This is a genomic window from Pseudonocardia sp. DSM 110487 (genome assembly GCF_019468565.1).
Lineage (GTDB): Bacteria > Actinomycetota > Actinomycetes > Mycobacteriales > Pseudonocardiaceae > Pseudonocardia.
Genome location: NZ_CP080521.1, coordinates 9779941 through 9792921 on the forward strand (window position 1 = coordinate 9779941; position 12981 = coordinate 9792921).

The 12981-nt window shown below is 72.1% G+C and carries 13 protein-coding genes; 10 read left to right on the forward strand and 3 right to left on the reverse strand.

The genetic code is table 11. From position 1 onward, the window contains the following. Positions 1 to 6 precede the first annotated feature (6 nt). A complete protein-coding gene (locus K1T35_RS45790) occupies positions 7 to 1551 on the reverse strand; it encodes a carboxyl transferase domain-containing protein (RefSeq protein WP_220257878.1) in 1545 nt (514 codons plus the stop codon). A gap of 132 nt (positions 1552 to 1683) precedes the next feature. On the opposite strand from K1T35_RS45790, the gene K1T35_RS45795 reads away from it, so the two are divergent. Beyond that, entirely contained in the window at positions 1684 to 2208 is a 525-nt protein-coding gene (locus K1T35_RS45795) for a three-helix bundle dimerization domain-containing protein (protein ID WP_220257879.1), read from the forward strand. 58 nt (positions 2209 to 2266) lie between these two features. Here the strand turns inward: K1T35_RS45795 and K1T35_RS45800 are convergent, their stop codons facing one another. Then, complete coding sequence (locus K1T35_RS45800) at positions 2267 to 2716, reverse strand: hypothetical protein (RefSeq protein ID WP_220257880.1); 450 nt, start codon at positions 2714 to 2716, stop codon at positions 2267 to 2269. A 47-nt stretch (positions 2717 to 2763) separates the two neighbouring features. Here K1T35_RS45800 and K1T35_RS45805 point away from each other — a divergent pair, with 47 nt between their 5' ends. Further along, on the forward strand, positions 2764 to 4014 hold the full coding sequence (locus K1T35_RS45805; protein WP_220257881.1) for an MFS transporter: 1251 nt from the start codon (positions 2764 to 2766) through the stop codon (positions 4012 to 4014). A gap of 24 nt (positions 4015 to 4038) precedes the next feature. Next, complete coding sequence (locus tag K1T35_RS45810; protein ID WP_220257882.1) at positions 4039 to 4713, forward strand: response regulator transcription factor; 675 nt, start codon at positions 4039 to 4041, stop codon at positions 4711 to 4713. Here the strand turns inward: K1T35_RS45810 and K1T35_RS45815 are convergent. Beyond that, complete coding sequence (locus K1T35_RS45815) at positions 4689 to 6497, reverse strand: cell wall metabolism sensor histidine kinase WalK (protein WP_220257883.1); 1809 nt, start codon at positions 6495 to 6497, stop codon at positions 4689 to 4691. The two genes, K1T35_RS45810 and K1T35_RS45815, sit on opposite strands and share 25 nt — an antisense overlap. Positions 6498 to 6582: 85 nt before the next feature. Here K1T35_RS45815 and K1T35_RS45820 point away from each other — a divergent pair, with 85 nt between their 5' ends. The 7 genes from K1T35_RS45820 (at position 6583) to K1T35_RS45850 (ending at position 12968) form a co-directional block, all read left to right on the forward strand. After that, positions 6583 to 7155 (forward strand): TetR/AcrR family transcriptional regulator, encoded by a 573-nt coding sequence (locus tag K1T35_RS45820; protein ID WP_220257884.1) that lies wholly within the window; start codon positions 6583 to 6585, stop codon positions 7153 to 7155. 81 nt (positions 7156 to 7236) lie between these two features. Next, entirely contained in the window at positions 7237 to 8355 is a 1119-nt protein-coding gene (locus tag K1T35_RS45825; protein WP_255621377.1) for a serine hydrolase, read from the forward strand. 366 nt (positions 8356 to 8721) lie between these two features. Beyond that, positions 8722 to 9936 carry an NRAMP family divalent metal transporter gene (locus tag K1T35_RS45830; RefSeq protein WP_220257885.1) on the forward strand — a complete coding sequence of 405 codons (1215 nt, stop codon included), beginning with the start codon at positions 8722 to 8724 and terminating at the stop codon, positions 9934 to 9936. Then, positions 9933 to 10703: a LamB/YcsF family protein gene (locus K1T35_RS45835; protein WP_220257886.1), complete on the forward strand. Its 771-nt coding sequence runs from the start codon at positions 9933 to 9935 to the stop codon at positions 10701 to 10703. The genes K1T35_RS45830 and K1T35_RS45835 overlap by 4 nt, the downstream gene beginning before the upstream one ends. Continuing rightward, positions 10700 to 11305, forward strand: coding sequence for an allophanate hydrolase subunit 1 (locus K1T35_RS45840; RefSeq protein ID WP_220257887.1), 606 nt, complete (start codon positions 10700 to 10702; stop codon positions 11303 to 11305). Before K1T35_RS45835 ends, K1T35_RS45840 begins: the two co-directional genes overlap by 4 nt. After that, the gene (locus K1T35_RS45845) at positions 11302 to 12180 is read left to right on the forward strand and encodes a biotin-dependent carboxyltransferase family protein (protein ID WP_220257888.1); all 879 of its coding nucleotides are present in this window, start codon (positions 11302 to 11304) and stop codon (positions 12178 to 12180) included. The genes K1T35_RS45840 and K1T35_RS45845 overlap by 4 nt, the downstream gene beginning before the upstream one ends. After that, complete coding sequence (locus K1T35_RS45850; RefSeq protein ID WP_220257889.1) at positions 12177 to 12968, forward strand: putative hydro-lyase; 792 nt, start codon at positions 12177 to 12179, stop codon at positions 12966 to 12968. Before K1T35_RS45845 ends, K1T35_RS45850 begins: the two co-directional genes overlap by 4 nt. Positions 12969 to 12981: the final 13 nt, after the last annotated feature.

A 12981-nucleotide genomic window follows, 5' to 3' on the forward strand; every position in this document is an offset into this window, starting at 1 on the left:
AAGGGCTCACATGCGGAAGACGCCGAAGCCCCGCGCTTCCAATGGGGCATTTGCCGCCGCTGAGAGAGCGAGGCCCAGCACCGTCCTCGTGTCCTTCGGGTCGATCACGCCGTCGTCCCACAGCCGGGCCGTGGAGTAGTACGGGTTGCCCTGCTGCTCGTACTGGGCGCGGACGGCGTCGGGGTCCACCCCGGAACCGACCGTCGCGAGCACGGTGGCCGCCTGCTCGCCACCCATCACGGAGATCCGCGCGTTCGGCCACATGAACAGGAACCGGGGCGAGTACGCGCGCCCGCACATCGAGTAGTTCCCCGCGCCGAACGAGCCGCCGATGATCATCGTGAACTTCGGCACCCTCGTGGTGGCCACCGCGGTGACCATCTTCGCGCCGTGCTTGGCGATCCCGCCCGCCTCGTACTCGCGCCCGACCATGAAGCCGGAGATGTTCTGCAGGAACACCAGCGGCACACCCCGCTGGTCGCACAGCTCGATGAAGTGCGCGCCCTTCTGGGCCGACTCGGAGAACAGGATCCCGTTGTTCGCGACGATCCCGACCGGGTGCCCGTGGATGCGCGCGAAGCCCGTGACGAGCGTGGTGCCGAACTCGGCCTTGAACTCGTGCAACCGCGAGCCGTCGACGGTCCGGGCGATCACCTCGCGCACGTCGTAGGGCGTGCGTGAGTCGGTGGGCACGACGTCGTACAGCTCGTCCGGGTCGGCGAGCGGCTCCTCCGTCGGCGCGACGTCCCACGGCCGGGGCGCGCGGGATCCGAGCGTGCCGACGATCGAGCGAACGATCCGCAGTGCGTGCGCGTCGTCCTCGGCGAGGTGGTCGGTGACCCCGGAGACCCGCGCGTGCAGGTCGCCCCCGCCCAGCTCCTCGGCCGTGACGACCTCGCCGGTGGCGGCCTTCACCAGCGGCGGACCGCCGAGGAAGATCGTGCCCTGGTTGCGCACGATCACGGCCTCGTCGCTCATCGCCGGCACGTACGCCCCACCGGCGGTGCACGAGCCGAGCACCGCCGCGACCTGCGGGATGCCGCGCGCGGACATCTGCGCCTGGTTGTAGAAGATCCGGCCGAAGTGCTCCCGGTCCGGGAACACCGAGTCCTGCTCCGGGAGGTACGCGCCGCCGGAGTCCACCAGGTAGATGCACGGCAGCCGGTTGTGCAGGGCCACCTCCTGCGCACGCAGGTGCTTCTTGACGGTCATCGGGTAGTAGGTGCCGCCCTTGACGGTTGCGTCGTTCGCGACGACCACGACCTCGCGCCCCGCCACGCGCCCGACGCCGGTGATCATGCCCGCACCTGGCGCGTCGTCGCCGTACATGCCGCCCGCGGCGAGCGGCGAGAGCTCGAGGAACGGGCTCGACGGGTCCACGAGCGCGTCGACGCGATCGCGTGGCAGCAGCTTCCCTCGCTCGACGTGCCGGGCCCGCGCACGCTCCGATCCGCCGAGCGCGGCCGCGGCGAGCCGGGCCTTCAGGTCGGCCACCAGCTCGTGGTGGGACGCGGCACCACGGGACGTCGTGCCGGACGTGGCGACGGCCATCGGACCTCCTAGGGTCGGAGCCATCGCGATGTTAACGGTCATTAACCACCGGCGCCAGCACGCCCACTCCGAGGAGGCGATAGCCTCCGGTCGGTTGATCATCGGCCTGACACCGACCGGAGGATCCCGCCCGTGACCCCGTCGACCGGATCCGCTCCCGAGCGATCGAACTCCTCGTCCCGGTGGGCGCAGCCCATCCCGCGCCGGACCGACGAGAACCTCAAGCACGTCCACCGGAAGATCGACCGGAACCTGAAGTCCGACCCGCTCGTGGACAACTCCCCGCGGGTCGACCCTGAGTCGCGACAGGGGACCCTCCCGGGCGCGCCGAGCCTGATGGCCCGCGTCGCCCAGCTCGCGATGCCGAGTGCAGGGGAAGCGCCCGCGCGTTCCGCGGTCGCCGCTCCCGTGACGGCGCCGCCGCCGGAGGAGGAGGACTTCCTCGCCAAGGCGTCGGCGGAGCGCATGGCGAAGCAGTGGGAGGACGTCACCGCGCGACTGCTGCGCGACTTCGCCCCGAACGGCGGCGCCGCCGCGGACCGGGTGCTGCGGCTCATCGCGGAGCAGCGCACTCAGCTCGACTCGGCGACGGTCCGCGACTACCTGCCCGTCCTCGTCGACAAGTCCGTCCGGCGCCTGCTGGACCCAGAGGCCTGAGCGGTGTCGAGTAGGGCCGGCGCCCCAGCGGGCCGGCGCTACTCGACCTGCCGGAGTGCTAGGAGGCGCTGTCCGCCGGCACCGCCGCGGCCAGGCGTGCGCTCATCTCCTCGAGGAACTTGCCCGTCGCCGTACCGAGGATGCCCAGGCACCGCAGGAGGTGGGCGTGGACGTCGGCCGGGTTCGTCACGAGCAGCTCGACAGACGCGCTCACGTTGTCCTGCGCCGGGTTGAGGTACACCTTCGCGACCTTCGTGGCCCGCGACGCCGCGGATGCCGCGAGCGCGGCCTCCTCGACCTCCGCCTCGTTCGAGAGCGGGAAGAAGCTCGGGAACAGCAGGTGGAAGTAGTGCTCGTCCTGCGTCTCCATGATGAAGTGGTTGCGGCCCTCGTACCGGAAGTGGATGTCGCCCTCGCCGTCCACCTTGGGCCGGAAGCCCTGCTCAGCGAGGAACTCGACGTGCAGATCGCGGATCTCGTCCCAGCCCACCGTTAACCTCTCGTTCACCCGATCGGGTTAGTCATGATGATCATAGGGCGTGGTACGCCTGGCGGATGACCGCCACCGATGGCCGTTGGTACGGGTCGATGTCACCGCGCGAGCGACGGACGTTCTGGGCCTGCTTCGGCGGCTGGGCGACCGACGCGATGGACGTCCAGATCTACAGCCTCCTGATCCCGACGCTGATCTCCGTCGGGCTGCTGGTGTCGAACGCGCAGGCGGGGCTGATCGGCACCGTCACCCTCCTGTGCTCCGCCGTCGGTGGCTGGGCGGCGGGCGTGCTGTCCGACCGGTTCGGCCGGGCGCTCTTGCTGCAGGTCACCGTGGCGTGGTTCTCCGTGTTCACGCTGCTGTGCGCGTTCGCCCAGGACTTCACGCAGCTGCTCGTGTTCCGCGGGCTCATGGGGTTCGGCTTCGGCGGCGAATGGGCGGTCGGGGCGATCCTCATGGGCGAGACCGTCCGGGCGCAGTTCCGCGGACGCGCGGTCGGCACCGTGCAGAGCGGCTGGGCCGTCGGATGGGGCATTGCGGTCGGGCTGTTCGTGCTGACCCAGTCGCTGCTCCCGCCCGAGACGGCGTGGCGGGTGCTGTTCGCGCTCGGCGTGCTGCCCGCGCTGGGCGTGTTCTGGATCCGCCGCCACGTTCCGGAGCCCGACGTGTTCGTCCGGCACACCGACCGGAGCGCCGACCGCCCGTCCTTCCTCGGGATCTTCCGCCCCGGCCTCCTGCGCACCACGGTGGTGTGCGGACTGCTGTGCACCGGCGCCCAGGGCGGCTACTACGCCCTGACCACGTTCCTCCCGCAGTTCCTGCGCAGCGCGCGCGGCCTCGACGTACTGGGCATCGGCGGCACGCTGCTGCTGGTGATCGTCGGGGCGCTCACCGGGTATCTCTTCGGTGCATGGCTCACCGACCGGCTGGGCCGCAGGCCCGCGATCATCGTGTGCGCAGTGGCGGCGTTCGTGATCGTCCTGCCGATGACGCTCTTCAACCTGCCCACCGCGGTATTCACGGTCCTCGCGCTGCCGCTCGGCTTCGTGGCGTCGGCGTATTTCAGCGGGCTGGGCGCGCTGCTCACGGAGCAGTACCCCACCGAGCTGCGCGGATCCGGTCAGGGCTTCTGCTACAACTTCGGCCGCGGGCTCGGCGCGCTCTTCCCCCTGTTCGTCGGCCTGCTGGCCGATGCGCTCTCGATCGGGGTCGCCATCGCCGTGTTCGCCGGGCTCGCCTACCTCGTGATGGCGTTATGCGCACTGCTACTGCCGGAGACCCGCGGCGCCGAGCTCACCGGCGCGACCTCGTAGCAGCCGGGCCGATAACGTCTAGGTGTGCGTGTACTGCTGGTCGAGGACGAGGTGCCGCTCGCGGAGATGGTGCGGCGCGGGCTCGCCGCCGAGGGGCACTCGGTGGAGGTCGTGCACGACGGGATATCGGGGCTCGCGGCAGCGAGCACCGGCCAGCACGACGTCGTGGTGCTCGACATCATGCTCCCCGGCCTGTCCGGGTACCGGATCCTGCAGCGGCTGCGCGCCGCCGAGATCTGGACGCCGGTGCTCATGCTCACCGCGAAGGACGGCGAGTACGACGAGGCCGACGCGTTCGACCTGGGCGCGGACGACTACCTGGTCAAGCCCTTCTCGTTCGTCGTGCTCCTCGCCCGGCTGCGGGCGCTGCTGCGGCGGGCGGGCGAGGCCCGGCCAACGGTGCTGACCGTCGGAGACCTGACGCTCGACCCGGCCCGGCACCGGGTGCACCGCGGCGAGGTCGAGATCACGCTCACGCCGCGCGAGTTCGGCGTGCTGGAGCACCTGATGCGGCACGCGGGCGAGGTCGTCACCAAGACCGACATCCTGCGGGCCGTCTGGGACGCCCACTACGAGGGCGAGGTCAACGTCGTCGAGGTGTACGTGGGCTACCTGCGCCGCAAGATCGACGGGCCGTTCGGCACGAGGAGCATCGAGACCCTGCGCGGGGTCGGCTACCGCATGGCCGAGCCGGGCTGACTGGGCCGCGGCGACGGGATCGGGCCGCGCGCCGCCTGCTCGACCACCGGGATGCCGCCCGGAGCCGTGATGGGGTCGCGCCGCGCCTCGTCGTCGCGCACGGGCCGCTGCCCGCCCACGGGGCGCGGGTTGCGGGGCCGCTGCGGCCCGGGCGCGTCGCCCCACACCGCCTCACCGGTCCACGCCGCGTCGCCCGCCCAGGGCGCCTCGGGGGGCCGAGCGGGCGCCGCGAACCAGCCGCTTCCGGAGGCGGTCCGCTTCGTCAGGGGCGGCGCCGGGACCGGCTTCGCCTCGGCCTCCGTGTTCGGCCTGCTCTCCGCCGCGGCCTCGACGGGCGTGGCCTCCTCCGGGTGTGCGTCCGGCGCCGCGGCGGCGGGGAGCCGCACCCGGAACAGCGCGCCGCCCTCCGGGCCGTCGGTGACCTCGACGGTGCCTCCGTGCGCGGCCACGACCTCGGCGACGATCGCCAGCCCGAGCCCGGAGCCGCCGTCGGTACGGGCGCGGGCGTCGTCGAGACGGACGAACCGCTCGAAGACCCGGGCCCGGTCGGCCTGCGGCACGCCGGGCCCGTCGTCGGAGACCTCGAGGACCGCCGTGTCACCGCTGCGGCCCACCGTCACGAGCACCCGGGAGCGGGCATGCCTGCGGGCGTTGTCGACCAGGTTGCGCACGACCCTGGCCAGCTGCCCGCGGTCGCCGACGACCCGCACGGGCACGGCTCGCACCTCGGCGACGACGGAACCGTCGGCCGGTCGGCCGCGTTCGAGCTCGGCGACCTCGTCGAGGTCGACCTCTTCGCGCCGGGGCTGCAGCCCGCGCTCGTCGGCCCGCGCGAGCAGGATCAGCGCTTCGACCAGCTTGTTCAGCCGGGAGGTCTCGCCGCGCAGCGCGGTGACCGTGCTGCCGTCGACCGTGCCGTTCTGCATGAGCTCCAGTCCGGTTGCGATCGTGGCGAGCGGGCTGCGCAGCTCGTGGCTCGCGTCGGCGACGAACCGTCGCTGCACGCCCTGCGCGTCCTGCAAGCGGGCGATCATGCCGTTCATGGTCTCGGCGAGCCGGCCCACCTCGTCGCGCGCGGGCGGCACCGGCACACGCTGCCCGAGGTCCTTCTCCGTCATCTCCGCAACTTGCGCGCGCATCGCCTCGACGGGGCGCAGCGCGCGGCCGGAGAACAGGTAGGTGGCGGCTCCCGCGACCAGGATGAGCAGCGGGATTCCCCAGAGCAGGTAGAAGAGCACGGTGCCGGTGGCGACGTCGACCCTGGTGAGCGGGGCGGCGTAGAGCAGGACCACGTGCCGGGGCTCGTCACCCGACTCCGTGGCGCTCGCGATCAGCACGGTGTTGAGGACCGTGCCATCGAGCGTCCGAACGGGGACGTTCGACTGCACAACGGTCGTGTCGACATCGGGCCAGAGATCCGAAATGGGGACGTCCCGCCCGACGGGGTCGGTGCCGGCCTCGATGGTCCTCGTCGGGTCGCCCTTGTCGGCGCCGTACTCGACGATGACCTGGGCGAGGTCGGCCGACTCCTTCGTGAGCAGCCTGATCGCCTCGCGGGCGTTCTCGTTGGAATCCGACTCGTAGTTCCCGGCGAGCCGAGCCGTGATCAGCTCGACCTGCTGTCTCGCTTCCGTCTCCACCTGCTGGCGCAGCGAGTGCTGCACGAGCAGCACCAGCGCGGCGCCCGCCACCACCAGCGCGAGCGCGACGACGACGGCCGCGGACAGCGCCGACACCGCGCGCACACCCATGCGTGCGCGGAGCCATCCCAGCGGCCGAGGCATCGCTACAGCGTAACGACCGTGGCTGTGGCCGTGCTGAGATCGCCGAGCCTGTTAGCGGCCGTTAACCCGTGGTTAGCTACGGCGCATGGCCACGCCCGCCACGCCCCCTGCAGGCAGCAGGCGCGAGCAGATCCGCACCGTGGCCGCACAGCTCTTCGCCCGGCACGGATTCCACGGCGTCAGCATCTCCGACCTCGGCGCCGCGGTCGGCATCAGCGGCCCCGCGCTCTACCGGCACTTCCCGGGCAAGGAGGCCCTGCTCTCGGAACTGCTCGTCGGGATAAGCGAGCACCTACTCGCCGGTGGGCAGGCCCGCGCGGCGCAGACCGCCGACCCGCACCAGCTGCTCGCCGCCCTCGTGGACTTCCACGCCGACTTCGCCCAGCGCGAACCGGAACTGATCGTCGTGCAGGACCGCGACCTCGCGAACCTGCCCGCGCCGGACCGCAGGAAGGTGCGGCGGCTGCAGCGCACCTACGTCGAGATCTGGGTGGACGCCCTGCGGCGGGCACACCCCGGTCTGCCTGCGGACGAGGCCCGCACCGCGGCTCACGGCACGTTCGGGCTCCTCAACTCCACCCCGCACGCCGGGCGCACCCCGGAGGCCGCGGCGCTGCTGAGAGGGATGGCCATGGCGGCGCTGCGCGCACTGCCCTGATCACACCCTGCGGAAAACCACAGTGGAGCTCCGCCGATCGCCTCATGGGCCGCGGGACTCGCCGTTCCTAGCGTCACGGTCGTGAGATCGAACCGCGTACTCATCCGGCTGGCGGTCGCCGGCACCGCTGTGATCATCTCGGCGTGCTCGCACCTGGCCCCCGACCCCTTCCCGCGTTTCGCCCTGCAGGCGGGCCTCGACAACCTCGTCGAGAAGCAGGCGGCGTCAGCCGCAACGCTCCGCATCCGCGAAGGGGAGCACGAGTGGGCCGCGGGAGCCGGGACGGAGGAGCTCGCGTCGACCGTTCCCGTGAGCACCTCCGTCCGGTTCCGGATCGGCAGCGTCACGAAGACGTTCGTCGCCACCGTGGTCCTGCAGCTCGCCGACGAGGGCCGGCTCGCGCTCGACGACCCGATCGCCGGCCACCTGCCGGGCGTCGTACCGGACGGCGAGACCATCACCGTTCGACAGCTCCTGAATCACACCAGCGGGATCTACGACTACGCGCACGAAAGGGACTGGTCCACGAACCGGTGGCGGGACGGGGCGAGGTTTCGCACCTACCGCCCCCGAGAGCTGCTCGACGTCGCGTTCGCCCGGCCGCCGTACTTCCCGCCGGGGCAGGGATGGCACTACTCGAACACCAACTACGTCGTCGCAGGGCTACTCGTCGTGAAGCTGACCGGAAAGCCCTACGGCGACGCCGTCACCGAGCGGATCATCCGGCCGCTGCGACTCAACCAGACGACGGTGCCGGGAACCGACCCGACCGTCCCCGAGCCGCACGCGCACGGCTACACAGAGATCGGAGGCACGCTCGTCGACGCGACGGAGATGAACCCCTCGCTGGACTGGGCGGCGGGCGAGATGATCTCGACGGCGAGCGACCTCGACCGCTTCTTCTCAGCCCTCCTCGGCGGCGAGCTCACCAGCGGGGCTGCACTCACCGCCATGCGCGACACGGTCGAGACCGGCCAGATGTTCCGGTACGGGCTCGGCCTGCAGCAGTACGACCTGCCGTGCGGCACGACGGTGCTCGGTCACGGCGGCGAGCTGCTCGGGTTCATCACCTACGCGATGGCGTCCCCTGACGGTGGCCGCAGGCTCACCCTCTCCTACAACCCGCTCCGGTCCCCGGAAGGCACGAGCGAGACCGTTCTCGGGCTCTTCGCGAACGGGTTCTGTCCGCCCGCGACGTGAGCGGGGCGGGCCGTCGACCGAGGAGGGGGGATCGGTCGACGGCCCTGACCGCGCATCGGGCCGGGCGGGCACACCCGTACCGCGTGTCCAGCGCGGTCGCGCACAGTGTCCGCCCGAGCCGCCTCCGCTGTACAGGGGAGGTTTCCCAGATCGCCGCCCAGCTCACAGGGGCGTAACAAGAAGGTAGCCTGAGAGTATTGCCGGATCGTTGAACAATCCTTACGCTCCCAGCTAACCAGCGGTGGTGTGCCGCGGGTCACCCATCCAGAGGGAGCCGGCGATGAGCGAGCGGAGCTTGCGGAGCGAGCGAATCAACAGCACAGCGCGTCCGCGAAGCGGTCGCCCGAGCGTCAGCGAGGGCGGACGATGACCGGGACGCAGGCGACCGCGACCGGCGCTGCGTCGCGCCGCAGCGCCGTGCTCGGCGCGATGTTCCTGATGGCCACGAGCGCCATCGGCCCGGGCTTCATCACGCAGACCGCCACCTTCACCGCGCAGCTCGGCGCGGCGTTCGCGTTCGCGATCCTGGCGTCGATCCTGGTGGACATCGCGGTCCAGCTGAACGTCTGGCGCGTGATCGGCGTGTCCGGTCAGCGGGGGCACGAGCTGGGCAACAAGATCCTGCCTGGCGTCGGGTGGGTGCTGGCGGCACTCGTCGTGATCGGCGGGCTGGTGTTCAACATCGGCAACGTCGGCGGCACCGGGCTCGGCGTCAACGCCATGCTCGGCGTCGACGCCCGCATCGGCGGGGTGATCTCCGCGGTGATCGCGATCGCCATCTTCCTCAGCAAGAAGGCAGGCGTCGCGCTCGACCGGATCGTTGTCGTGCTGGGCGCGCTGATGATCATCATGACGACCTACGTCGCGATCGTCTCGCAGCCGCCGGTCGGCGAGGCCCTGCGCAGCTTCGTGCTGCCGGACCAGGTGGACTTCCTGGTCATCACCACCCTGATCGGCGGCACCGTCGGCGGGTACATCACCTACGCGGGCGCGCACCGGCTGCTCGACTCCGGCATGACCGGGCCCGAGCACGCGAGCGAGATCGCCAAGAGCTCGGTCATCGGCATCATCATCACCGGGATCATGCGCGTGGTGCTGTTCCTCGCGGTGCTCGGCGTGGTGGCGGGCGGGGTGGCCCTGGCGAAGGACAACCCGGCGGGTAGCGCCTTCCAGGCCGCCGCGGGTGAGGTCGGGCTCCGGCTGTTCGGCATCATCCTGTGGGCAGCGGCCATCACCTCCGTCATCGGAGCGGCCTACACCTCGGTCTCGTTCCTGACCCGCTCCACGACGAGCGAGCGCACGCGCAACCTGCTCACGATCGGCTTCATCGCCCTCTCGGCCGTGATCTACGTGCTGCTGGGCGCCGCACCGGCCGCGCTGCTGGTGTTCGCGGGCGCGTTCAACGGGCTGATCCTGCCGATCGGCTTCACGGTGGTGCTGTGGGTGGCGTGGCGTCGACGTGACCTGCTGGGCGGCTACAAGTACCCGGCCTGGCTGCTCGGCATCGGCGTCGCCGCATGGTTGCTCACCCTCTACATGGGCTACTCGTCCCTCTCGGGACTGGGCAAGCTGTTCGCATGAGCGTGGTGGATCTGAACTCGGACGTCGGAGAGTCGTTCGGCCGGTGGGAGCTGGGGGACGACGCGGCGATGCTCGCGCTCGTCACCTCCGCCAACGTCGCATGCGGCTTCCACGCGGGCGACCCGACGACTCTCCGGCGGACCTGTGGCCTGGCCGCGCAGCGCGGGGTCGCGGTCGGGGCACAGGTCGGGTACCGCGATCTGGCGGGGTTCGGCAGGCGGTTCATCGACGTGGCGCCGACCGAGCTGACCGACGACATCGTGTACCAGATCGGGGCGCTCGACGGGATCTGCCGGGCGGCGGGTACGCGCGTGACGTACGTGAAGCCGCACGGAGCGCTCTACAACACCATCGTGCACCACGAGGCGCAGGCGGCCGCGGTCGTGGCCGCCGTCCGCGCCTACGACCCGGACCTCCCGGTGCTCGGGCTGCCCGGCTCGGTCTTCCTCACCGCGGCCGAGGAGGCCGGGCTGCGCACGGTGCGGGAGTTCTTCGTCGACCGGGGCTATACGCCCCAGGCCACCCTGGTGCCGCGCTCCCAGCCGGGCGCCCTGCTGCACGACCCGGCGGAGGTCACCGCGCGCGTGCTGCGGATGGTCACCGACGGCAAGGTCACCGCCGTGGACGGCACCGATGTGGACGTCCACGCCGACTCCGCGTGCGTCCACGGCGACTCCCCCGGTGCGGTCGCGATGGCCGAGGCGGTGCGCGCCGGGCTGGAAGCCGCGGGCGTGGAGCTGCGAGCGTTCGCGGAGGGGCCGGGGTGAGGCTGCTCCCGTGCGGGGACACCGGGCTGCTCGTCGAGGTCGACGGGTTGCCCGAGGTGCTCGCGCTCGCCGACGCCGTGCGCGCGGCACCGCCTGCCGGCGTCCTCGACGTCGTCCCGGCGGCGCGCACGGTGATGCTCTGCGTCGAGCCGGGCACCGACCTCACCGAGGTCCGGCGCGCGGTGCTGGGCCTCGACGTCGAACCGGGCGTGGCACCGCCGGACGGGGAGCGGGTGGAGATCGAGGTCGTCTACGACGGGCCCGACCTCGATGAGGTCGGCGAGCTCACCGGCCTCGGCGCCGACGGCGTCGTCGCGGCGCACACCGGCACGCCGTGGCGGGCCGCGTTCGGTGGGTTCGCCCCCGGGTTCGCGTACCTGGTGGGTGGTGATCCCCGGCTCGAGGTCGCCCGCCGGAGCGAGTCGCGCACCTCGGTACCGGCCGGGGCGGTGGGGCTGGCCGGTGAGTTCAGCGGCGTCTACCCGCGCTCGTCGCCAGGAGGCTGGCAGCTGATCGGCCACACCGACGCGGAGCTGTGGAACATCGACCGCGGTGCGCTACTACAACCCGGGTGCACGGTCGTGTTTAAGGCGTTGTCATGACCCGCAAGCTGGAGGTGCTCGCCACCGGCGCGCTCGCGCTGGTGGAGGACCTCGGCCGGGCGGGACTCGCCGCGACGGGGGTCGGGCGCTCGGGTGCGGCCGACCGCGCGGCGCTGCGACTTGCCAACCGGCTCGTCGCCAACCCGGAGGGCGCGGCGGGCATCGAGGTCGTGTTCGGCGGGCTCGCCGTGCGCGCCCACGGCCTGCTCACGGTGGCGCTGTCGGGGGCCCCCGCGCCGGCCGACGTCGATGGCACGCCGGTCGGGCACCACGCACTGGTCGTGCTGCGGCCCGGCCATGTGCTGCGCCTGGGAGTGCCGCCCACCGGCCTGCGCACGTACGTCGCGGTGCGCGGCGGCCTCGCGGTGGAACCCGTGCTCGGGTCTCGCAGCACCGACGTCCTGTCCGGGCTCGGACCCGACAAGCTGACACCGGGGACGATGCTCCCGATCGGGGCGGAGCCCGACGAGCTGCCACTGGTCGACGTCGCGCCGGTCGCTGTTCCCGCGGGCGACGAGGTCGTGCTCAGGGCCGTCCCGGGACCACGCGCCGAGTTCTTCACCGACGTCGGCGCGCTCGCCCGCACCACATGGACGGCGTCCAGCCGCAGCGACCGCGTCGGCATGCGGCTCGAGGGCGACCCCATCGAGCGCGCCGGGTCGGGGGAGCTGCCCAGCGAGGGCATCGTCCGCGGCTCGGTACAGGTGCCGCCCGGCGGTGAACCGGTGCTGTTCCTCGCCGACCACCCCGTCACCGGCGGCTACCCGGTGGCCGCCGTCGTCCTCGACGCCGACGTCGACAGGGCCGCGCAGGTCCGCCCCGGCCAGCCGGTGCGGTTCGTCCTCGTCCCGCCTCCGTGGAAGGAGAGCCCGTGAGTCCGCAGAACCACACGGAGACGCCGGCGGGCGCGCGCGCCCGGTTCCGGGCCGGCCTCGTCACGCCGACCGCAGGCTGGTGCGACGGGTACACCCAGGCCAACCTGATCGCGGTGCCGAAGGACGTCGCGTGGGACTTCCTGCTGTTCGCCCAGCGCAACCCACAGCCGTGCCCGGTGCTCGACGTGCTGGAGGCGGGTTCGGTCTCCGGCCCGCTGCTCGCAGGCGACATCCGCACCGACGTCCCGCGCTACCGCGTCTACGTCGACGGCGAGCTGACCGAAGAACCCACCGACGTTCTCGACCGGTGGCGGGACGACCTCGTCGGCTTCCTCATCGGCTGCAGCTTCACGTTCGAGCGTGCACTCGGCGCGGCCGGCGTGCCGATCCGGCACGTCGAGCAGGACGTCAACGTGCCGATGTACCGGACGTCGGTGCGCTGCCGACCGGCCGGTGCGATCGGCGGGCCGATGGTGGTGTCGATGCGGCCGGTGCCGCGGGCCCTCGTCGAGACCGCCGTGCGCGTCACGGCGGCCTACCCAGCGGTGCACGGCGCGCCGGTGCACGTCGGCGATCCGCGCGAGCTCGGCATCCGCGACCTCGACGCCCCCGACTACGGCGACCCCGTGCGGCTCGAGCCGGGGGACGTGCCCGTGTTCTGGGGCTGCGGGGTCACCCCGCAGGCCGCGGTCGTCGAGTCGAAGCCGCCGCTCGCGATCTCGCACGCCCCGGGGCACATGCTGATCACGGACGCGGAGGACGAGGACTACCGAATCCGCAATCTGTGACAGGAGCTGACCT

Excerpts from the sequence above, each read along its gene's own strand:
- K1T35_RS45790 (WP_220257878.1), bottom strand. The coding sequence starts at position 1,551 with ATGGCCGTCGCCACGTCCGGCACGACGTCCCGTGGTGCCGCGTCCCAC.
- K1T35_RS45805 (WP_220257881.1), top strand. The coding sequence starts at position 2,764 with ATGACCGCCACCGATGGCCGTTGGTACGGGTCGATGTCACCGCGCGAG.
- K1T35_RS45815 (WP_220257883.1), bottom strand. The coding sequence starts at position 6,497 with ATGCCTCGGCCGCTGGGATGGCTCCGCGCACGCATGGGTGTGCGCGCG.
- K1T35_RS45820 (WP_220257884.1), top strand. The coding sequence starts at position 6,583 with ATGGCCACGCCCGCCACGCCCCCTGCAGGCAGCAGGCGCGAGCAGATC.
- K1T35_RS45830 (WP_220257885.1), top strand. The coding sequence starts at position 8,722 with ATGACCGGGACGCAGGCGACCGCGACCGGCGCTGCGTCGCGCCGCAGC.
- K1T35_RS45835 (WP_220257886.1), top strand. The coding sequence starts at position 9,933 with ATGAGCGTGGTGGATCTGAACTCGGACGTCGGAGAGTCGTTCGGCCGG.
- K1T35_RS45845 (WP_220257888.1), top strand. The coding sequence starts at position 11,302 with ATGACCCGCAAGCTGGAGGTGCTCGCCACCGGCGCGCTCGCGCTGGTG.